Consider the following 19,954-nt stretch of genomic DNA (forward strand, 5'->3'; position numbering starts at 1 on the left):
TCCGGGCGCCGGACCGGCCTCCCCCGAACGTAGGATCCGGGACTACGCCTGCGGTATCGCGTGAAACGGGCCGTCATACCCGTTCGCGCGCCGGCCGGGCCCCGCCGCCGAACTTCGACCACAGGAGCCGTTGCATGAACAGCGTCACGGCTCCGGCGATGACCATGCCGGCGACGTTGACGGCGAGTTGCAGCAGCGACCCGCGGACCTCCGTCCAGCGTCCCAGCGCGAGCGCCACCGCCATGTAGCCGGCGGCGGGCACCGTGGTCACCGAGATGAACACGCCCACCAGCGCCGACGACTTCCCCGCGGTGATCGACAGGACCCCGGCCGCTCCGGCGAGCACGGCCACGATGAACGACCACCGGTCCGGCGTGACGATGAACCGCACCTCGTCGCCCCGCCGGAGGTCCTCCTGGCCGATCCAGCCGAGGCCGCGCGAGACGAGGGCGCAGGCGAGGGTCACGGCGATCGCGACGGCGAACCCGGCCAGCAGGGTCCGGGCCGCCGAGCCGACCAGCGGCCAGCGGCGGCGCAGCAGGCCGAACGACAGGGCCGCCACCGCGCCGAACTCCGGCCCGAGGACCATGGCGCCGACGATGAGGATCTGCGACGGGATGAGCACGCCGATCGCGGCGATCTGGGTGGCGATGGCGAGGAAGGCGAGGAATGCCCAGGTGATCCGGCTTTCGTCGGCCACCCGCCGCTCGAACTGGTCCCAGACGACCGCGTCGTCCCCCGCGCCCGGCGCCCTCGCCTCCGCCTCGTCGGCGCCCCGGGAGATCGACAGCTCCAGATCCTCGGCCGTGATGGATCCGTCCCGGTCGACGCCGAGGTCCTTCAGCTCGCCGATGACGGTGTTGGCGGCCTCCCGGGCCACGTCGGCGAGGATCACGTCCCCCTCGGGCCGCCGGGCGGCCTTGGCGAGCAGCACGACGTTGGTGACACCGGCCGTCCCGTCGAGCACCTCGAGGACCCGGTCCGTCCGCTCGAACGGGGCGATCACCCGTAGATGCAGCACAACCCCGATTATGTACGGCCCGGCCTACGTACGGCGCAGCCGTACCTGCCGGATGGAGTGGTCGGGGCCCTTCCTGAGGATGAGGCCGGCCCGCCCGCGCGTGGGCGCGATGTTCTCGACGAGGTTGCGCTCGTTGATGTCGCGCCACACATCCTCGGCGAACGCCGTCGCCTCCTCGTCGGACAGGTCGGCGATGTACTGGAAGTACGACTTGGGATCGGAGAAGGCGGTGCGGCGCAGCTTGTGGAACCGGCCGACGTACCAGCTCCGTATGTCCTCCACCTTGGCGTCGACGTAGATCGAGAAGTCGAAGTAGTCGTTGACCGCCAGCGCGGCCGGGGGCGCCGGCTGCAGGACGTTGAGGCCCTCCACGATCAGGATGTCCGGCCTGCGCACGGTCTGCACCGCGCCGGGGACGATGTCGTACTCCAGGTGGCTGTAGACCGGGGCGTTCACCGAGGGACGGCCCGCCTTCACCTCGGCCACGAACCGGACGAGCGCCCGCCGGTCGTAGCTCTCCGGGAAGCCCTTGCGGTGCATGATCCCCCGCTCCTCCAGCACCTTGTTGGAGTGGAGGAAACTGTCGGTGGTGACCAGGTCGACCCGCGGGTGCTCGGGCCAGCGGGCCAGCAGCGTGTGCAGCAGCCGCGCCGTGGTCGACTTGCCGACCGCGACGCTGCCCGCGATGCCCAGCACGTACGGCGGGGGCGCCTCGTGCTCGCCGAGGAACGCGCCGACGGCCGCGCTGCGCTGCCGGGAGCCGGTGAAGTGGAGGTTGAGCAGGCGGGTGAGCGGCAGGTAGATGTCGGTCACCTCGGCCAGGTCGATGGGGTCGTCGACCCCGCGCAGCTCCTCCAGCTCGTCCTCGGTCAAGGTGAGCGGCGTGTTCTTGCGCAGGTCCCGCCACTGCCGCCGGCTGAGCTCGACGTACGCGTCCCCATCTGCCACGTCGGAAGCGTATCGATCGCGCCGGGGATGGGAACCGCGGGGTCGTGCACAGCCTGTGGATGAAAATCGATGGATTACTCGCGGTCATGAGTGGGAATGAGGGCGCTCCCGCTGCGTACGCTGGCCGTGTGATCGTGGGCATCGGAGTCGACCTGGTCGAGGTGGCGCGGCTCGGGGAGGCCCTGGAGCGTACGCCGGGGCTGCGCGGCCGCCTGTTCACCGAAGGGGAGCGCGGGCTGCCGCTGGTGTCGCTGGCCGCACGTTTCGCCGCCAAGGAGGCGGTCGCCAAGGCTCTCGGCGCCCCCGCCGGCCTGCGGCATCTCGACGCCGAGGTCGTCCGCGAGCCCAGTGGCAGGCCGGTGCTGCGGATCACGGGGAAGGCGGCCGAGGTGGCCGGCGCGCTCGGGGTCCGCACATGGCACCTTTCCCTATCCCACGACGGTGGCATGGCGGTCGCCTACGTGATCGCCGAGTCCTGACCCCGCCACGACACCGTCACGCGCCCCGCCGGGAGGCGCTGATCGCGGTCGCGGCCGCCGGAGGCTACCGTCGGACGCATGCGGACCGCCTACACCTCCGACCAGATCCGAGCCGCTGAGCTGGCGCTGATGGCGAAGCTCCCCGAGGGGACGCTGATGGAAAGGGCCGCCGCCGGGCTCGCCGCGGTCTGCGCGAGCCTGCTGTCCGGGACGCGCGGCCGCGTGTACGGCTCCCGCGTCGTGGTGCTGGCCGGTGGTGGCGACAACGGCGGCGACGCCCTGTACGCGGGCGCCCGGCTCGCCCGTCGGGGGGCGCGGGTGACGGCGGTCCTGGCGGGATCCCGCACCCACGAGGGCGGCCTGGCCGCGCTGATCGCCGCAGGCGGCAGGGCCGCCCCGTTCGAGGAGGAGCCGGCCCGGCGCCTCGTCGGGCAGGCGGACGTCGTCATGGACGGCCTCGTCGGCATCGGCGGCGCGGGAGCGCTGCGGGAGCCGTACGGGACGCTGGCCGGGCTGACGGGCGGGACCGAGGGGATCGTCGTCGCGGTGGACGTGCCGAGCGGGGTGGACGCGAGCACCGGCCGCGTCGAGGGCCCGGCGGTGCGGGCGCACATGACGGTGACGTTCGGCGCGTACAAGAACGGCCTGCTGATCGACCCCGGGGCGGAGTTCGCCGGCGCCGTCGAGCTGGTCGACATCGGCCTGGGCCCGCATCTGCCCGATCCAGACGTCGCGGCGCTGGCCCGCGACGACGTGGCGGGCCTCCTGCCCCGGCCGGGAGCCGAGAGCGACAAGTACCGCCGGGGCGTCGTCGGCGTCGTCGCCGGCAGCGACAGGTACACCGGGGCGGCCGTGCTGTCGGCCGGCGGCGCGGTGCGCGCCGGGGCCGGACTGGTCCGCTTCGCGAGCTCCGGTGAGCCGGTGCGGCAGGTCAGGGCCCGCTGGCCGGAGGCGATCACCACCGTGCTCGACCCGTCGTCCGGCCCGGAGCGCGTACTCGACGAGGTCGGGCGCGTGCAGGCGTGGGTCCTCGGCCCCGGTCTCGGCACCGGTTCCGAGGCGCACGTGGTGGCCCAGGCCGTTTTGTCGACCGGGCTGCCCGTGCTCGTGGACGCCGACGGGCTGACCCTGGTGGCGAAGGACCCGGCGCTGCTGCGCAGGTCCGCCCCCACGGTGATCACTCCGCACGCGGGGGAGCTGTCGCGCCTGCTGGGAGTGCCGCGCGAGCGGATCGAGGCCCGGCGCCTGGAGAACGTCCGGCGTGCCGCCGCCGAGCTGGGCGTGACCGTGCTGCTCAAGGGCTCGACCACGCTGATCGCGGAGGACGGCCGGCCGGTGCGGGTCAACCCGACCGGCACGCCGTGGCTGGCCACCGGCGGCACCGGCGACGTGCTGTCGGGCATCGCGGGCGCTCTGCTGGCCGCCGGGCTGTCCGGCTACGACGCGGCCTCCTGCGCGGCGTACACCCACGGGCTGGCCGCGCGCGCGGCGGCGAGAGGCGGCGCGGGCCGTGGGGAAGAGGGCCGCGGGGAGGGGCCGATCGCCGCGCTGGACGTGGCCCAGGCGCTCCCTGAGGCCCTGCGCACGCTCTGACGTGGGGTGACGACGCGCCCAGGATTGTCTCGTCCACTGAGGTCCACCTGACACACTGGTGAAGTGAGCTTTCCGACCGCGCGCCTCGCGACCCCGGCGCAGGCCCGCGTAGACCTCTCCGCGATCCGGCACAACGTGCGGCTGCTGGCCGCGCACGCCGGCGGCGCCGATCTGATGGCCGTGGTCAAGGCCGACGCGTACGGCCACGGCGTGGTCCCCGTGGCCGAGGCGTGTCTGGAGGCGGGGGCGACCCGGCTCGGCACGGCCTTCGTCCGTGAGGCGCTCGTCCTGCGCGAGGCGGGCGTCACCGCGCCGATCATGTCGTGGATCGTCACGCCCGGCGAGCCCCTCGACGAGGCGGCCCGGCAGGGGATCGAGCTGTCGGCGGCCGCGCCGTGGGCCCTCGACGAGATCGCCGCCGCGGCCCGCCGTACGGGCCGGACCGTCCGCCTGCACCTCAAGGCGGACACCGGCATGTCCAGGGGCGGCGCCTCGGCGGCCGAGTGGCCGGCGCTCGTGGAGCACGCGCTGGCCGCCCAGGCCGGGGGCGCGATCGAGATCGCCGGGCTGTGGTCCCACCTCGCCTGCGCCGACATTCCCGGTCACCCCTCCATCGAGCGGCAGCTCGACGCGTTCGAGGACGCGCTCGGCGTGGCCGACAAGGCCGGCGTGCCGAGCGGTGTGATCCGTCACATCGCCAACTCGGCCGCCACGGTGAACCTGCCCCGCGCCCGGTTCGACATGGTCCGTGCGGGGATCGCGGTCTACGGGCTGAGCCCCATCCCCGAGATGGGCGATTTCGGGCTCCGGCCCGCCATGACGCTGACCGCCCGGCTCGCCCAGGCCAAGCGCGTCGCCCCCGGGTCCGGCGTGTCCTACGGCCATCTGTACGTCACGGAACGGGAGACCACGCTTGGCCTGGTCCCTCTCGGGTATGCGGACGGCATCCTGCGGAACGCGACGAACCGGGCGGAGGTGCTGGCAGCGGGGCGGCGGCGGCGGATAGCCGGCCGGGTGTGCATGGACCAGTTCGTCGTGGACCTCGGTGACGACCCGGCGGAGGCGGGGGACGAGGTGGTCCTGTTCGGGCCCGGCGACCACGGTGAGCCGACATGTCAGGAGTGGGCGGATTCCCTGGGCACGATCACTCATGAGATCGTGACCAGGATCGGATCCCGCGTGCCACGCGTCCACATCGGCGGACGCTGAGCCGCGGCTGCGAGGAGGGCAGGAATGAGCACACGTCGCAAGGTCGGGATCGCGGGAGCGGTCGTCGGCGCGGCGTCGGCGGGCGTGGCCGCGGCCACGCTGGCGAAGAGGTACGCGGTGGGCCGGATCCGGCTGCGCCCCGACCTGGAGGCCAGCGAACCCTTCGGCGAGCTGAGCGGACGCGCCGTCACGCTGACGACCTCGGACGGCGTTTCGATCCACGCCGAGGTCGACGGGGCCGAGGACGCGCCGCTCACGGTCGTGTTCTGCCATGGCTACTGCCTGTCGTCGGACTCGTGGCACTACCAGAGGCGGGACCTGCGCGACTCCTACCGGCTGGTCCTGTGGGACCAGCGCTGCCACGGCGGCTCCGCCCGCGCCGACGCGGGCGACTGCACGATCGAGCGGCTCGGCGAGGATCTCGCGCTCGTGCTGGAGGAGCTCGTCCCCGGTCCCTGCGTGGTCGTCGGCCACTCCATGGGCGGTATGACGATCATGGCGCTCGCGGAGCGGCGGCCGGAGCTGTTCGGCGACAAGATCCGCGGGGTCTCGCTGATCTCCACCTCCGCGGGCAAGCTGGCCGAGCTGACCCTGGGGCTGCCGGCCCTGGTGTCGAAGGTCGTCAACCTGGCCGTGCCGTCCGCCGTGTCCGTCATGCGCAGGAGCGGCGCCCTGGTCGACCGCGGCCGGGCGGCAGGGACCGACCTGTCCTTCCTGGCGCTGCGCTACCTGGGCTTCGGCGACCCCAAGAACGTGAGCCCCACGCTGGTCGACTTCGTCGAGTCCATGATCCGCGCCACGCCGTCCGAGGTCATCGCCGACTTCTACCCGGCGCTGATGACGCACGACAAGCTGACCTCGCTGGACGTGCTCAACAAGGTCCCCACCGCGATCATCGTGGGGGAGCGCGACTGGCTGACCCCGCTCGACCACAGCAGGGCGATCGCGGCCGCCGTGCCGACCTCCCAGCTGTCCGTCGTGGCGGAGACCTCTCACCTCGTGCAGCTTGAGCGGCCCGACGCGGTGAACGAGGCTCTGCGGGAGCTGCTGAAGCGCGCGGAGAGGGGGAACCCGTGATCGGGGCGGAGTTCCGCGCGGAGACGGCGGAGGAGACGCGGGCGCTGGGCGCCCGGCTCGCAGAGCTCCTGCGCCCCGGCGACCTGGTCGTGCTGAGCGGGCCGCTGGGGGCGGGGAAGACCACGCTGGTGCAGGGCATCGCCGAGGGCCTCAAGGTCCGCGGGCCGATCACCTCCCCCACGTTCGTGATCGCGCGTGTGCACCCGTCGTTGTGCGGCGGCCCCGCGCTGGTGCACGCGGACGCCTACCGGCTGGGCGGGTCGCTGGAGGTCGACGACCTCGACCTCGACGCGTCGCTGGAGGAGTCTGTCACCGTCGTCGAGTGGGGCGAGGGCCTGGTCGAGGGGCTCTCCGAGGACCGCCTGGAGGTCCGCGTCGAGCGCGGCGCCGAGGGCGAGGAGCGCGTGGTGAGCCTCACCGGCGCCGGCGCGCGGTGGACGGCGGGCGCGCGGATCTAGGCCGGTAGTGGCCGCTGTCCTTGACGTGGAGCGCCCTTCCTGTGGAACATCTGCGAAAAGAAGATCTTTCGCCATGGATTGGCATAGGTTTTCTGGGTAGATGAACTGCGTGGGAGAGGTGGGCCGATGACCAGGGTCACGCAGGTCGCTGTCGCGGGGTCGGTTCTGCTCGGCGCGCTCGGGTGTACGGCCCAGGCCGATACCTCCGCCCCCAGCCCGACGATCACCCTCACCCCGGCCCTTCCGTCGCCGCTCGTCACGATCTCCCGCCAGGACATCGGCGTCGTGGTCACCCCGGCCCGGCTCACCGGCGGATCGACCAAGAGCGTCCACATCACCGCCCGGTGCCCCGTCCCCCAGGGTGGGCCCGAGTATCGCGCGACCGCACACTCCGACGCGTTCACCGGCCTGGTCACGCTGGTGCCGACGACGTCCGCGACGCCGTCGTCCGCCACCGTCGTCCCGGAGGTCCGGGGCATCGCGACGACCCGGGCCGACGCCAAGCCCGGCGGCTACAAGGTCCAGGTGCGCTGCGAGGCGACCAACGACATCGGCAGCGCCTCGTTCCGGATCGTGGCCCCCGGGTCGCCGACGCGTACGAACTTCCCGACGAGGGCCCCCCACGCGGGCGGCGGCGGCACGGCCGCCGGGGGCCCGGCCGACGACACCGGCCTCCCGACGGGCGTCACGGTCGTCGTACTGCTGGCCGCCCTCGCCGCCGGGGTCGCCGTGGTCCGTAGGCGTTCAGGAGCCTGACCTTGGCGGTATCCACCCGGTGGGTGGTCGTCGCCGGGATCGTCACGGGGGTGGCGCTGTTCATGGCGAACGGCGACAGGGGCGACCACCCGCAGGAGGAGCGGCCCGCGGTGGTGCCGAAGCGGATCGACATCCCCGCGCTGAGTCTCAAGGCCCCCCTGATGAAGCTGGGGCTGTCCGACGAGGGCGACGTCGAGCTGCCGCCGTTCGACCGGCCGTCCACCGCCGGGTGGTACACCGGCAGCGCCGTGCCCGGTGAGCCGGGGGCCTCCGTCATCATCGGGCACGTCGACACCAAGACCGCCCCCGCCGTGTTCTACCGGCTGCGCGACCTGCGCAAGGGCGCCCTGGTGAAGGTGGCGCGCAGCGACGGCGAGACCGCCGAATACCGCGTGGACTCCGTCGAGCGCGTGTCCAAGGACAGCTTCCCGGCCGAGCGCGTCTACGCCGAGGACGGCCTGCGGCTGATCACCTGCGGCGGCGACTTCGACTGGTCCCGGCACGAGTACCGCGACAACATCATCGTCTACGCCTCCTTCGTCCGGGACACCTGACCGCGCCTTCGCGACCGCGTGGGGCGGACCGGCACCTTCGCGCAGCGACTACGCTTGACCTCCGTGCTTGTCTTGGCCTTCGACACCGCCACTCCCGCCGTCACGGCAGCGTTGCACGACGGCGGCCACGTGCTGGCCGAGTCGACGACGATCGACGCCCGCCGGCACGGGGAGCTCCTCGCGCCCGCCGTCGAGCGGGTCCTGCGCTCCGCCGGAGCCACGCTCCGCGACGTCACCGCCATCGTGGCGGGAACCGGCCCCGGGCCGTACACCGGGCTGCGCGTCGGGCTGATGACCGCGACCGCGCTCGCGACGACGACGGGCGCGCCGGCGTTCGGCGTGTGCACGCTCGACGCGCTCGCGTATGCCCACGCGGATGACGTCGAGGACGCGGGGAATGTGACCGGGCCGTTCCTCGTCGCCACCGACGCGCGCCGCAAGGAGGTCTTCTGGGCCCGGTACGACGCCGGCGGCGCCCGGCTCGACGGCCCGCGCGTGGACCGGCCGCAGGACCTGCCGGGCGAGCTGCCCGTCGTCGGGGCGGGCGGCCGGATGTACGCGGAGATCATCGGGCCGGGCAGGCTCACCGGGCCGGAGCATCCCTCCGCCGGGGCCCTGGCGGCTCTCGCGGCCGGTCTGCTCGCCGATCTGACGCCGGACGAGGCGGCGGCGCTCGCCCGGATGCCGGAGGGCCGCGTCGACTCCGTGGACAAGGCGAGTGAGCTGGGCGTTCTCGGCCCGCCCCGGCCCATCTACCTGCGCCGCCCCGACGCGCAGGTGCCCGGCGCGCCCAAGAGGGTGACGGCGTGACCCGCGCCGGAAGGTCCCCCCGCGGCCGGTACGGCGGAGCCCTCCGATGAGGGCGGTCCCATGACGCGGGCCACCGCCGTGCTCCGCCGGATGACCGCGGACGACCTTTCCTCGGTGATGGAGGTCGAGCGGGCCACCTTCCCCGCCGACGCGTGGAGCGAGGCGATGATGCGCGGCGAGCTGCGCGACCAGCCGCGCACCCGCCACTACGTGGTCGCCGAGGTGGACGGCCGGATCATCGGCTACGCCGGGCTGGCCGTCGCCGCCGACCAGGCCGACGTCCAGACGATCGCGGTGCTGGCCGAGCACCGCCGTTCCGGCATCGGCACCGCGCTGATGGACGCGCTGCTCGCCGAGGCCGCGCGTCGGGGCGCGGACGCGGTCTTCCTGGAGGTGCGGGCCGACAACCCGCCCGCGCAGGCGATGTACGAGAGGTTCGGATTCGCCGCGCTCGGCGTCCGGCGCCGCTACTACGAGGACGGGACGGACGCCATCACCATGGTCAAGAGCCTCACCGAGCGAGGGAGCGGTCATGAGCAGGCCTGACGAGCCGGTCGTCCTGGGAATCGAGACGTCCTGCGACGAGACCGGCGTCGGCATCGTCCGCGGTCACACGCTGCTGGCCAACACGATCGCCTCCAGCATGGAGGAGCACGCCCGGTTCGGCGGCGTGGTGCCCGAGGTGGCCTCGCGGGCCCATCTCGAGGCCATGACGCCGACCGTGGAGGGCGCGCTCGCCGCGGCGGGCCTGAAGTTCTCCGACGTCGACGCGATCGCCGTCACGGCCGGGCCCGGCCTCGCGGGCGCCCTGCTGGTCGGGGTCGCCGCCGCCAAGGCGTACGCGCTCGGCCTCGGCGTCCCGCTCTACGGGGTCAACCACCTTTCGGCCCATGTGGCGGTCGACCAGCTCGAACACGGCCCGCTGCCCAAGCCCGCGATCGCGCTGCTGGTCTCCGGAGGCCACTCCTCGCTGCTGCTGGTGCCCGACGTCGCCCAGGAGGTCGTGTCGCTGGGCTCGACCGTGGACGACGCGGCGGGTGAGGCGTTCGACAAGGTGGCCCGGGTGCTCGGCCTGCCGTTCCCCGGCGGGCCGTACATCGACCGGGCCGCCCGGGAGGGGTCGGGCACGGCCGTGGCGTTCCCGCGCGGCAAGTACGACGACGGCACGCTGGACTTCTCGTTCTCGGGGCTGAAGACGGCCGTGGCCCGATGGGTCGAGGCCAAGGAGGCGGCGGGCGAGCCTGTGCCGGTCGCCGACGTGGCCGCGTCGTTCCAGGAGGCGGTCGTGGACGTGCTCACCCGCAAGGCCCTCCAGGCGTGCGCGCGTTACGACGTGAAGGACCTGCTGATCGGTGGCGGCGTGGCGGCCAACTCCCGGCTGCGCGCCCTGGCCCAGGAGCGGTGCGACGCGGCCGGAGTGCGCCTGCGGGTGCCGAGGCCCGGCCTGTGCACGGACAACGGCGCGATGGTCGCGGCGCTCGGATCCGACCTGGTGGCGGCGGGCGTGCGGCCGTCCGGCCTGGAGATCCCGGCCGACTCGTCCCTCCCGATCACCACGATCAACGTCTGACGGCTCCCGGGCCGGTCCGCGGCCCGGGACAGGCGGCGCCGGGCCGGGGTCTCAGTCGCCGCGAGTGGGGCGGAGCAGGGCCTCGGCGAGGGCGAGCATGGTCTCCTCCAGCGCCGCCAGGCGCCGGGCGACGTCCCCGTGGGCCGGCTCCACGATCCGGGCGACCGCGCCGGACACGGCCTCGGTGAGCTGCTCGCGGTCGGGCCTGCTCCGTACGGCCTCGACGAGCGGGGCGAGAGAGCCGGTGGCGGCCGACAGGTCCACGTGCATTCCCGCCACGGTCGTGCTCATCTCGTCGACGCCGGCGGTCACGTCGCTCACACCGGTGCTGAGCCCCGCCACGCCGGCGGCCACGGTCGCGCCCATGCCCTCCACCGCGGAGCCGAGGTCGGCCACGGCGGTCCGCAGCTCGCCGATCTCCAGCTCGGTGGGCAGCCTGCCGACCCGCTCGCTCACCGCGTCGACCCGGCCGTCCAGCGTGTCCAGCCGGTCGAGGAGCACGGCCTCCAGCCGATCGGCGCGCTCCGCCACCTGGGCGAGGGCCTTGTCGAGCCGGGTGAAGCGCCCGGCGGCCGCCTCCATGCTCGTCTGGAACTGGGCGAGCCGCCTGGCGAACTCCGTCATCCGGTCGGTCAGGCCCTGCGTCTGCCCGCCGGCCGCCTCCACGCGGTCACGCAGCAGCTCGACCTCCCGCGCCAGCCCCTCCGCCCACTCGGGCGGCCGGGAGGCCATCTCGTCGAGCCGCCCGCTGATCGTCTCCAGGGCGCCGCCCAGGCCGCCGAGCTCGCGCTCGCGGACCTCACGCAGCAGCCACTCCATGCCCTCCAGGCGCTGCCGGATCTCGTCGAGCACCGCGCCCTGCGTGCGCTGCTCGTACACGTGGTCCTGCGCGGCACGGGCGAGCAGCTCGCGCATCCGGTCGGAGATGGCGGTCTGGCTGCCCGCCTGGAGGAGGTTGTGGCTCGAATGCTCCACCGAATGCTCCTTCATACGCCGACACGATCGGTTGGCCCGGTCTCGCGGGCATGAACGCGCAGACGGGCATGCCGCCGCGCGCTCACTTTAGGCCCTCATCGCCGCCGTCCACGGGCGGACCGCCAAAGGTCGCGATTGCCGGTGTATCGCCCGAGTTCAGGAATCAGTGCTGGTCACAGGCCTGCAAAGCAGGGCGAACGGCCGGTCGCCGATCCGGGTCAGCACGACCACCGCCGAGCCGGAGCCCGACAGCCGCAGGTCCCTGCGCAGCCGCTCGACGTCCACGGCGGAGCCTCGCTTCTTGATGGTGACCGACCCCGTCCCCCGCTCCCTCAAGGCGGCGCGCAGCCGCTTGAGCGAGAAGGGCAGGACGTCGGTCACCTCGTAGCAGGCGGCCCACTCGGTGGCGACCGGCCGGTCTCCGGTGATGTACGCGATCCGCGGGTCGATCAAACGGCCGCCGACCATCTCCGCGATCTCCGCCACGAGATGCGCCCGGACGGCCGCCCCGTCGGGCTCGTAGAGGTAGCGGCCCACCGGCCCCGGCTCGGCCTCAGCCCCCCGTGACGTCAGCGTCGCGCCGGAGGGCAGCAGAGTGGCCCGCCGCTCCGTCTCCCCCGTGCCGAGCCAGATCGCCGCCTCCTTGACCTCCCCCTTGTACGACACCCACTCGGCCTGCGCGCCTTCGGGGAGGAGCTCGTACGGGATGCCCGGAGCCACCTTCAGGCAGGCGGCCGCCGCCCGGGAGGCCATCTCCAGCACGGCCGGCCAGGTGGGGGAGTAGGCCATCGGATCGAAGGTGCGCCCCCTCGCGCCGCGCCTCGCCGGGTCGGCGAACATCAGGTCGTACGCCGAGGGGTCGGCCGACGCGGCGTCCGCCGTACGGACCAGGACCCGGGCGGAAAGCCCGAGGGCCGCCGCGTTGGCCCGGGCGATCTCGGCGGTGAGCGGGTCGAGGTCGACCGCGTCGACGGCGCAGCCGGCGCGGGCGAGCGCGAGGAGGTCGCCGCCGATCCCGCAGCAGACGTCGAGCACCTTCCCGGCACCGGGACCGGCTCCGGGGGCGGCTCCGGCGCCGGCGAAGACCCGGTGGGCACGCTTGGCGCGGTGGGCCGCGACGGGCGCCCGTGTGGCCTGTTCCAGGCCGTGGGGGGTGAAGTACATCACCGCCGCGTCGGCGCCGAACTTCACCTCGGCACGCCGCCGCAGCGAGGCCTGGGTGAGCGCGGCGGACGCCAGGCCCGCCGGGTGCCTGCGGCGGAGTGCGGACGCCGCCGCGACGAGGTCGGCGCCCGACTCCAGGACCTCCACCGCCTCGGCCAGGGCCCTGTGCCCGGCCGGCTCCAGCAACGCGCGAAACGCCTCCACGTCCACGCTTCCTGACGCTATCGCCTCGGCCGCCCTCCGCGGGCCGGGCATACTCCCGCCGGGCCCGGGCATTCGTGGCGTGCCGGACCTCACCGGACGAACTCCAGGAGGCGACGATGCGGGGCGAGTGGTGGAGGACCGCCGCGATCTACCAGGTCTACCCGCGCAGTTTCGCCGACGGGAACGGTGACGGCGTCGGGGATCTCCTGGGCCTGCGCGGACGCCTGCCCTATCTCGCCCGGCTGGGCGTCGACGCGTTGTGGATCACTCCGTGGTATCGCTCTCCCATGGTCGACGGCGGTTACGACGTGGCCGACCACCGCGACGTCGACCCCCTCTTCGGCACCCTCGGAGAGGCGGAGGAGCTGATCGGCGAGGCCCACGCGCTCGGCATGCGCGTTCTCCTCGACATCGTGCCCAACCACTGCTCCGACCGGCATCCGTGGTTCCAGGAGGCCCTGGCGGCCGGCCCGGGGTCACCCGCCCGCGAGCGGTTCTGGTTCCGCGGCGGCGATCGGCCGCCCAACGACTGGCCCAGCAACTTCGGCGGCCCGGCCTGGTCCCCCACCGGCGACGGCGAGTGGTACCTGCACCTTTACGCGCCGGAGCAGCCGGACCTGAACTGGAACCATCCCGACGTGCGGGACGACTTCGAGCGGACCCTCCGCTTCTGGTTCGACCGGGGAGCGGACGGGTTCCGGATCGACGTCGCACCCGCCCTCGTCAAGGCAGAAGGGCTGCCCGATCTCGCGGGCTACCCCGGCTACCTGCCGTGGAAGGACCAGGAGGGTGTGCACGATCTCTACCGCTCCTGGCGGGCGATCGCCGACTCCTACCCCGGCGACCGGGTCTTCGCCGGGGAGATCTGGCTGCCCGACCCCGCCCGGCTGGCCCGCTATCTGCGCCCCGGCGAGCTGCACACCGCCTTCAACTTCGCCATGCTGACCTGCCCGTGGGAGGCGGACGCGCTGCGCGCGGTGATCGACACGACGCTCGCCACCCACGAGCCGGTGGGGGCCCCGCCCACCTGGGTGCTGTCCAACCACGACGTGCCCCGGCCGGTCACCCGATACGGGCGGGACGGCGCCGCGTTCGACTCCGCCGACTACTTCGCCCGCTCGCACGGCACGCCGTACGACGAGGGCCTGGGGCTGCGCCGGGCCAGGGCCGCCGCGCTCCTCGTCGCCGCGCTGCCCGGCAGCGTGTACGTCTACCAGGGTGAGGAGCTCGGCCTGCCGGAGGTCGAGGACCTGCCGGCCGACGCGCTGCGCGACCCGATGTGGGCCCGCTCCGGCGGCACGGTCAAGGGCCGTGACGGCTGCCGCGTGCCGCTGCCCTGGTCGGGGACCCGGCCGCCCTTCGGGTTCGGCGTGGGCAGGCCCTGGCTACCGCAGCCGCCCGGCTGGGCGTCCCTTACCGCCGAGGCGCAGAGCCGGGACCCGTCCTCCACGCTGGCGCTCTACCGCGCCGCTCTCCGGCTGCGCCGCGGGCTGACCGGCGGCCTGACGTGGCTGCCCGCCCCCCGCGGCGTGCTCGCGTTCGCCCGCGGCGATCGGTTCGCGTGCGTCGTCAACCTGTCGCGGGAGCCGGTGTCCCCGCCTCCGTACGACGGCGTCCTGCTGGCGAGCGGCCCCCTCGACGGCGGGTTGCTGCCGCCTGACACCGCCGCCTGGCTCAGACTGGGGGGCCGGGGCTGACCTGCGGCACCGGTTCGTGTTGACTGTCGCGCAGACCTTGCATACTGTTTCGTGTTGGCACTCTCGCCATGAGAGTGCCAACAGCGACGAGACAGGTCTGACACCCGCGACGGCAGGCCGCTGGTCGCCTCTTCAGCTCATTCATCGCAATCTGAAGGGGAGGTCCGATCGTGACGACCGCCACCAAGGTTCCCGTTAAGCCGCTCGGCGACCGCATTGTGGTCCAGCCGCTTGAGGCCGAGCAGACCACCGCTTCCGGTCTGGTCATCCCGGACACCGCCAAGGAGAAGCCGCAGGAGGGCCGTGTGCTCGCCGTGGGTCCTGGCAACTGGGACGAGGACGGCGAGAAGCGCATCCCGCTCGACGTCAAGGAGGGCGACGTCGTCCTCTACAGCAAGTATGGCGGCACCGAGGTCAAGTACGGCGGCGAGGAGTACCTGGTGCTCTCGGCGCGCGACGTGCTCGCCATCATCGAGAAGTAAGCCGCGCACAGCATGAGGAGCCCCGGGACACATGCGCCCGGGGCTCCGATGCTCCCATAAGGAGATGTGAATGCCGAAGATCCTGCAGTTCGAAGAGGACGCGCGGCGCGCTCTCGAGCGTGGTGTCAACGCTCTCGCCGACGTCGTCAAGGTGACCCTCGGCCCGCGTGGCCGCAACGTCGTCATCGACAAGAAGTTCGGCGCTCCGACCATCACGAACGACGGTGTCACCATCGCGCGTGAGGTCGAGCTGGACAAGCCGTACGAGAACCTCGGCGCCCAGCTCGCCAAGGAAGTCGCCACCAAGACCAACGACATCGCGGGCGACGGCACCACCACCGCGACCGTCCTGGCCCAGGCGATGGTCCGCGAGGGCCTGCGCAACGTCGCCGCCGGCGCGCAGCCGCTGGCGCTCAAGCGCGGCATCGACCGCGCCGCCAAGGCCGTGAGCGACCGGCTGCTGGAGACCGCCCGCCAGGTCGAGGACAAGAAGGAGATCGCCCACGTCGCGACGATCTCCGCGCAGGACGCCAAGATCGGCGGCCTGATCGCCGAGGCGTTCGACAAGGTGGGCAAGGACGGTGTCATCACCGTCGAAGAGTCCAACGCCATGGGCCTGGAGCTGGAGTTCACCGAGGGCCTGCAGTTCGACAAGGGCTACCTGTCGCACTACATGGTCACCGACTCCGAGCGCATGGAGTCGGTCCTCGAGGAGCCCTACGTCCTGATCCACCAGGGCAAGATCTCCTCGATCGCCGACTTCCTGCCCCTGCTGGAGAAGGTCGCCCAGACCAAGCGTCAGCTCCTGGTCATCGCCGAGGACGTCGAGGGCGAGGCCCTGGCCGTCCTGGTGACCAACAAGATCCGTGGCACCTTCACCTCGGTCGCCGTCAAGGCCCCCGGGTTCGGCGACCGTCGCAAGGCCATGCTGCAGGACATCGCGGTCCTCACCGGCGGCGAGGTCGTCAGCGAGGAGGTCGGCCTGAAGCTGGAGCACGTCGGCCTCGACGTGCTCGGCACCGCGCGCCGCGTCGTGGTCAACAAGGACACCACGACGATCGTCGACGGCGCCGGCGACGCCCAGTCGATCCAGGACCGTGTCAACGAGATCAAGATCGCGATCGAGCAGTCGGACTCCGACTGGGACCGCGAGAAGCTGCAGGAGCGCCTGGCGAAGCTGTCCGGCGGCGTCTGCGTGCTGCGGGTCGGCGCGGCCACCGAGGTGGAGCTCAAGGAGAAGAAGCACCGCCTGGAGGACGCGATCTCCGCGACGCGCGCCGCGATCGAGGAGGGCATCGTCTCCGGCGGCGGCTCCGCGCTCGTGCACGTGTCCAAGGAGCTGGACAACCTGGGCCTGACCGGCGACGAGGCGACCGGTGTCTCGATCGTGCGCAAGGCGCTGGTCGAGCCCGCCCGCTGGATCGCCGAGAACGCCGGCCTCGAGGGGTACGTCGTCACCGCGAAGATCGCGGACCTGAACCCGGGCAGCGGTCTCAACGCCGCCACCGGTGAGTACGGCGACCTGGTGGCCCAGGGCGTCATCGACCCGGTCAAGGTCACCCGCTCGGCCGTGCAGAACGCCGCGTCGATCGCCGGCATGCTGCTCACGACCGAGGTCCTCGTGGTCGACAAGCCCGAGGAGGAGGCCGAGGCCGCCGGTGGTCACGGTCACGGTCACGGCCACGGCCACTGAGGTCCACCGGTCTCACCGAGAATCTCCGCGGTTCTCCGCACCACAGCGCGCTCCGTGCCCGTCGCCCCCGGCGACCGCACGGGGCGCGCTGCCGTGTTCCCCCGTGTTCCCCCGTGTTCCCCCGTGCCGCCCTCGTTCCCCCTATTTCCGCCTTCGTCGGCGGCCATAACCGGGCCGTTCGCGCGCGGGGCCGATCGGCACTGCCGACGCTTCCCCCATGTGTGACAATGCCAAACCTCGCGGGGCCCTGCCTTTTTAGCTGTCAGATCCCCTGACAAATATCAGCGATTTGTCCATTTTGTTGGAATGTTCCAACGAGGCTGTGCTCGGTTGATTACAGACTGTTATCACGTCATCAATGTGACCAATCCGTAGCCGTTAACCATGACGACATGAACGATCGTGGCGGGCATCATGCCTAACGTGACCGAGGGATGCGTCGCCGACGCCACAACTGGGGTAAGGCTTGCGACGAGATCGGATGAGTCCGACCTCAGGGAACTGACCAGCCTTGCCGTACAGGGGGATCGCAGCGCGATCGAATCGCTGCTTGGACATCTGCGCCCGATGGTGGTGCGTTACTGCCGGGCCAGGCTCGGCCGGGTCTCTGGTCACTACCACATCGCCGACGACGTGGCCCAAGAGGTGTGCATCGCGGTGCTGTCGGCGCTGCCGCGTTACCGCGACATGGGCCGCCCGTTCGCGTCGTTCGTCTTCGGGATCGCGTCCCACAAGGTGGCGGACGCCCTGCGCAGCTCGGTACGCTGCGCCGTGCCGACCCAGGACCTGCCCGACGGCCCCGACGAGGGCCCGGGCCCGGAGGAGACCGTGGTGCGCTACATCGAGGCGCAGCACGCCCGCGACCTGCTGTCGCGGCTTCCGGACACCCAGCGCGACCTCATCATCCTGCGGGTGGTCTCGGGCCTGTCGGCCGAGGAGACCGGTAATGTACTCGGCATGTCACCAGGCGCTGTCCGAGTCGCCCAGCATCGCGCTCTGGCCAGGCTCCGGCAGCTGGCGGAGTTGGAGTCGATTGCGTGACCACGAAACGTCGTCGTACGGCACGCCTCCTCGGGTCGTACGGCGATGCCGACGTGGAGGGCGACGTACGCCGCACCGACGCCGTCCTTGACGCGCTCGCCCGGCGGGAGCCGGTGCGGGGGGCGGACGACGTCGTACGGCTGCTCGAAGCGCTGGCCGCGGACGTCGACGGTCAGCGGCTCTCCTCCGTGTCGATCACCCCGTCCACGTAGCCCCGGGCGTACTCCCAGCTCACGTAGTCGGCGGGGTCGGGCTGGAACGCCGGCTCGTGCACCTGTGGCCGGCCGTTGTCGATCATCTGGCGAAGGTTGCCGCGCAGCAGGTCCCAATCGAAGAAGTGCTGGTCGCCGCACTCCGGGCAGTCGAGGACCAGCCCGAGCACGCCCTGGGGTTCGAGCAGGGAGCGGAAGACCTCCACGTCCGCGAGGTCGGTGAGCGCCTCGTCGCGCTCCGCGAGCGTGAGCGGCTCCGTGTCGTCGGCCGACGTGAGCTCGGAGGCGGGATCGTTGGGGTCGTCCGCGAACGGGTCGCGGGGGACGTCTTCCAGCACGCATTCCACCTTATGACCACGGCCCCTGTCATGAGCGAAAGTGGGCCTCATCTGCTCATTGAGGGTCGCCGCCGCGCGCTGGGAAGCCCCGGAGGGGCGCCTGTCCCATCCCTGTCACACCGTCGTCACATGGCGTTCTGCCCTTCGTCCCGCCGCCCGTCCCGTTGTCCGGCCGGGCCGCCGGACGGCGGCCGCGGCTGAAAGTCTCATCCGGTCCCCTCGCGTGCCGCCGTCACAGCCAGCCTCGGCGGGTCGCCTCGACCCCTGCGTGGAAGCGGGACTGGGCGCCGAGCTCCGCCATGGCGCCGGCGAAGCGGGCACGCACCGTGCGGACGGACAGGCCGAGGTGCCGGGCGATGCCCTCGTCGGACAGCCCCCGCGCGGCCAGCCTCAGCACCTGCTGTGCTCCGGCCGGGGGATGCAGCGGCGTGGCCCGCGCCCACAGCTCCTCGAACAGGGTGCGCAGGGCCGCCACCACGACGGGCGCCCGGACCAGGTAGCAGTGGTAGGCGTGCTCCGGCGGGGAGGCGCCCCACTCGGCGGGCAGCGCGGCCGTGTCGTGACCGAGCGCGAAGAACCAGCTCGGCACGTGTTCGAGCGTGCGGATCCGGGCGCCGGCCTCGCTCAGCCGGTCGCAGGTCTCGCGGGCGCCGGGCGCGGCCAGCACAGAGATCGGGACGACCGTCCGCGACCGCAGGATCCCGTCCTCCATTGCCTGGGCCCACGGCCCCGTGTACTTCTCCGCGAAGTGGCTCATCGTGCGCCGGTCGGGGATGGCCGAGACGAGGTCGGCGGGCGGGGCCTGCAGGGCGAGGCCCACGACGCTCTCGTAGAGCTCGTCCGCGCCGCTGACCACCTCCACGGAGAACTGCCCGCTCAGGCAGTCGCGACCGGCGTCGTAGTGGTGGGTGAGCCGGCCGACCGAGGCGATGACCTCGTCGATCTGGCGGCTCTCGCGGGCGATCCGGTCCAGCCGCTCGGCGACCAGCCGCCCGATGGCCGCCGCCGGATGCCGGGCGAGATACTCCCCGTGCTGCTCGTCGACCGCGCCGAGCAGCACGAGCCGTGCCAGCGGCTCCAGCACGTCGTCGGCGGGCAGGTCCATCGCCTCGGCGATGTCGGCCGGCGTGGCCCGGTGAAGTCTCAGCACGGTGGTGTAAAGGGCCGCCTGGTCCGGGGTCAGCCCGAGGGTTTCCAGAGGGGCGGCGTTCCGCGTCGTACTCATGGCTTGCTCCGTTGGTGGTTCCCCTGATGCGAAAACGCTCCGCGGGCTCCGCGCGCGGAACTCCCGGAGCTCGATCCCTCGCCGTCGGCTTCGCGAGAATAGCTCGGCTTTTCGCGGATGTCCGGCGCGTTCGCACATTGGTTAGCCAGACATGCCGCTTTTTGTGTGGATGCATCCTATTGGCATTTGTTTCGCGCTTAGTTTCGAACGGGCAAAAAATGCAACTTTCTGCACTTGCATGTTCAGGCATTGCGCAAGGACGCTCGGTGACGCATCCTTGACCCAGCGTTAACACCGGCGCGGCGTCACTCGGGCGCGGAGGGGGGCTCGACGGCGTACGCCGGCGTTACGCGCCACAGTGGGGGGGGCGCGCACGGGGGCCCCCACCGTGACGCGTGCACCCCCAGAGAGGGGTACCCAAACCCGGTTTTTGGGTGGCACAGAAAGG

Annotated in this window: 21 protein-coding genes; 15 read left to right on the forward strand and 6 right to left on the reverse strand. The window is 72.5% G+C overall.

What is annotated here, in order from left to right; translation table 11 throughout:
• Nucleotides 1–73 precede the first annotated feature (73 nt).
• A complete protein-coding gene (locus AB0B72_RS10605) occupies nt 74–1,021 on the reverse strand; it encodes a DUF389 domain-containing protein (protein ID WP_367738348.1) in 948 nt (315 codons plus the stop codon).
• Between the two features lie 24 nt (nt 1,022–1,045).
• The gene (coaA, locus tag AB0B72_RS10610; RefSeq protein ID WP_367738349.1) at nt 1,046–1,969 is read right to left on the reverse strand and encodes a type I pantothenate kinase; all 924 of its coding nucleotides are present in this window, start codon (nt 1,967–1,969) and stop codon (nt 1,046–1,048) included.
• Nucleotides 1,970–2,097: 128 nt separating this feature from the next.
• On the opposite strand from coaA, the gene AB0B72_RS10615 reads away from it, so the two are divergent.
• The 10 genes from AB0B72_RS10615 (at nt 2,098) to tsaD (ending at nt 10,475) form a co-directional block, all read left to right on the forward strand.
• Complete coding sequence (locus AB0B72_RS10615) at nt 2,098–2,448, forward strand: holo-ACP synthase (RefSeq protein WP_367738350.1); 351 nt, start codon at nt 2,098–2,100, stop codon at nt 2,446–2,448.
• A 78-nt stretch (nt 2,449–2,526) separates the two neighbouring features.
• Nucleotides 2,527–4,041, forward strand: coding sequence for an NAD(P)H-hydrate dehydratase (locus AB0B72_RS10620; protein ID WP_367738351.1), 1,515 nt, complete (start codon nt 2,527–2,529; stop codon nt 4,039–4,041).
• A 63-nt stretch (nt 4,042–4,104) separates the two neighbouring features.
• A complete protein-coding gene (alr, locus tag AB0B72_RS10625) occupies nt 4,105–5,250 on the forward strand; it encodes an alanine racemase (protein ID WP_367738352.1) in 1,146 nt (381 codons plus the stop codon).
• 24 nt (nt 5,251–5,274) lie between these two features.
• The gene (locus tag AB0B72_RS10630; protein ID WP_367738353.1) at nt 5,275–6,327 is read left to right on the forward strand and encodes an alpha/beta fold hydrolase; all 1,053 of its coding nucleotides are present in this window, start codon (nt 5,275–5,277) and stop codon (nt 6,325–6,327) included.
• A complete protein-coding gene (gene tsaE / locus AB0B72_RS10635) occupies nt 6,324–6,785 on the forward strand; it encodes a tRNA (adenosine(37)-N6)-threonylcarbamoyltransferase complex ATPase subunit type 1 TsaE (RefSeq protein WP_367738354.1) in 462 nt (153 codons plus the stop codon). The genes AB0B72_RS10630 and tsaE overlap by 4 nt, the downstream gene beginning before the upstream one ends.
• 126 nt (nt 6,786–6,911) lie before the next feature.
• Nucleotides 6,912–7,541, forward strand: a complete 630-nt coding sequence (locus AB0B72_RS10640; protein WP_367738355.1) for a hypothetical protein — start codon at nt 6,912–6,914, stop codon at nt 7,539–7,541.
• A 2-nt stretch (nt 7,542–7,543) separates the two neighbouring features.
• Nucleotides 7,544–8,095, forward strand: a complete 552-nt coding sequence (locus tag AB0B72_RS10645; RefSeq protein WP_367738356.1) for a class F sortase — start codon at nt 7,544–7,546, stop codon at nt 8,093–8,095.
• A 63-nt stretch (nt 8,096–8,158) separates the two neighbouring features.
• The gene (gene tsaB, locus AB0B72_RS10650) at nt 8,159–8,905 is read left to right on the forward strand and encodes a tRNA (adenosine(37)-N6)-threonylcarbamoyltransferase complex dimerization subunit type 1 TsaB (protein WP_367738357.1); all 747 of its coding nucleotides are present in this window, start codon (nt 8,159–8,161) and stop codon (nt 8,903–8,905) included.
• A gap of 60 nt (nt 8,906–8,965) precedes the next feature.
• A complete protein-coding gene (gene rimI, locus AB0B72_RS10655; protein WP_367738358.1) occupies nt 8,966–9,451 on the forward strand; it encodes a ribosomal protein S18-alanine N-acetyltransferase in 486 nt (161 codons plus the stop codon).
• Nucleotides 9,438–10,475: a tRNA (adenosine(37)-N6)-threonylcarbamoyltransferase complex transferase subunit TsaD gene (gene tsaD, locus AB0B72_RS10660; RefSeq protein ID WP_367738359.1), complete on the forward strand. Its 1,038-nt coding sequence runs from the start codon at nt 9,438–9,440 to the stop codon at nt 10,473–10,475. The genes rimI and tsaD overlap by 14 nt, the downstream gene beginning before the upstream one ends.
• A 51-nt stretch (nt 10,476–10,526) precedes the next feature.
• Here the strand turns inward: tsaD and AB0B72_RS10665 are convergent, their stop codons facing one another.
• Both AB0B72_RS10665 and AB0B72_RS10670 read right to left on the reverse strand, forming a co-directional pair.
• On the reverse strand, nt 10,527–11,450 hold the full coding sequence (locus AB0B72_RS10665) for a hypothetical protein (protein WP_367738360.1): 924 nt from the start codon (nt 11,448–11,450) through the stop codon (nt 10,527–10,529).
• 156 nt (nt 11,451–11,606) lie between these two features.
• Nucleotides 11,607–12,824: a methyltransferase domain-containing protein gene (locus tag AB0B72_RS10670; RefSeq protein WP_367738361.1), complete on the reverse strand. Its 1,218-nt coding sequence runs from the start codon at nt 12,822–12,824 to the stop codon at nt 11,607–11,609.
• 110 nt (nt 12,825–12,934) lie between these two features.
• On the opposite strand from AB0B72_RS10670, the gene AB0B72_RS10675 reads away from it, so the two are divergent.
• From AB0B72_RS10675 to AB0B72_RS10695, 5 genes are all read left to right on the forward strand, one after another.
• Nucleotides 12,935–14,515, forward strand: coding sequence for a glycoside hydrolase family 13 protein (locus AB0B72_RS10675; RefSeq protein WP_367738362.1), 1,581 nt, complete (start codon nt 12,935–12,937; stop codon nt 14,513–14,515).
• A 167-nt stretch (nt 14,516–14,682) separates the two neighbouring features.
• Nucleotides 14,683–14,997 (forward strand): co-chaperone GroES, encoded by a 315-nt coding sequence (groES, locus tag AB0B72_RS10680; RefSeq protein ID WP_111699864.1) that lies wholly within the window; start codon nt 14,683–14,685, stop codon nt 14,995–14,997.
• Between the two features lie 70 nt (nt 14,998–15,067).
• Nucleotides 15,068–16,690: a chaperonin GroEL gene (gene groL, locus AB0B72_RS10685; RefSeq protein WP_367738363.1), complete on the forward strand. Its 1,623-nt coding sequence runs from the start codon at nt 15,068–15,070 to the stop codon at nt 16,688–16,690.
• Between the two features lie 414 nt (nt 16,691–17,104).
• Entirely contained in the window at nt 17,105–17,731 is a 627-nt protein-coding gene (locus tag AB0B72_RS10690; RefSeq protein ID WP_367738364.1) for a sigma-70 family RNA polymerase sigma factor, read from the forward strand.
• Nucleotides 17,728–17,943, forward strand: coding sequence for a hypothetical protein (locus AB0B72_RS10695; protein WP_367738365.1), 216 nt, complete (start codon nt 17,728–17,730; stop codon nt 17,941–17,943). Before AB0B72_RS10690 ends, AB0B72_RS10695 begins: the two co-directional genes overlap by 4 nt.
• On the opposite strand, the gene AB0B72_RS10700 is transcribed toward AB0B72_RS10695, so the two are convergent.
• Complete coding sequence (locus AB0B72_RS10700; RefSeq protein WP_367738366.1) at nt 17,904–18,281, reverse strand: DUF5319 domain-containing protein; 378 nt, start codon at nt 18,279–18,281, stop codon at nt 17,904–17,906. The genes AB0B72_RS10695 and AB0B72_RS10700 overlap by 40 nt on opposite strands.
• A 232-nt stretch (nt 18,282–18,513) precedes the next feature.
• On the reverse strand, nt 18,514–19,506 hold the full coding sequence (locus AB0B72_RS10705; protein WP_367738367.1) for a LuxR C-terminal-related transcriptional regulator: 993 nt from the start codon (nt 19,504–19,506) through the stop codon (nt 18,514–18,516).
• Between the last annotated feature and the right edge of the window lie 448 nt (nt 19,507–19,954).

This window comes from Microbispora sp. NPDC049125 (assembly GCF_040802045.1).
Classification (GTDB): domain Bacteria; phylum Actinomycetota; class Actinomycetes; order Streptosporangiales; family Streptosporangiaceae; genus Microbispora.

What these genes read in the sequence shown, in the direction of transcription:
- AB0B72_RS10690 (WP_367738364.1), top strand. Translation starts at nt 17,105, where the DNA reads ATGCCTAACGTGACCGAGGGATGCGTCGCCGACGCCACAACTGGGGTA.
- AB0B72_RS10630 (WP_367738353.1), top strand. Translation starts at nt 5,275, where the DNA reads ATGAGCACACGTCGCAAGGTCGGGATCGCGGGAGCGGTCGTCGGCGCG.
- AB0B72_RS10705 (WP_367738367.1), bottom strand. Translation starts at nt 19,506, where the DNA reads ATGAGTACGACGCGGAACGCCGCCCCTCTGGAAACCCTCGGGCTGACC.
- AB0B72_RS10640 (WP_367738355.1), top strand. Translation starts at nt 6,912, where the DNA reads ATGACCAGGGTCACGCAGGTCGCTGTCGCGGGGTCGGTTCTGCTCGGC.
- groL (WP_367738363.1), top strand. Translation starts at nt 15,068, where the DNA reads ATGCCGAAGATCCTGCAGTTCGAAGAGGACGCGCGGCGCGCTCTCGAG.
- AB0B72_RS10675 (WP_367738362.1), top strand. Translation starts at nt 12,935, where the DNA reads ATGCGGGGCGAGTGGTGGAGGACCGCCGCGATCTACCAGGTCTACCCG.
- AB0B72_RS10620 (WP_367738351.1), top strand. Translation starts at nt 2,527, where the DNA reads ATGCGGACCGCCTACACCTCCGACCAGATCCGAGCCGCTGAGCTGGCG.
- rimI (WP_367738358.1), top strand. Translation starts at nt 8,966, where the DNA reads ATGACGCGGGCCACCGCCGTGCTCCGCCGGATGACCGCGGACGACCTT.
- tsaD (WP_367738359.1), top strand. Translation starts at nt 9,438, where the DNA reads ATGAGCAGGCCTGACGAGCCGGTCGTCCTGGGAATCGAGACGTCCTGC.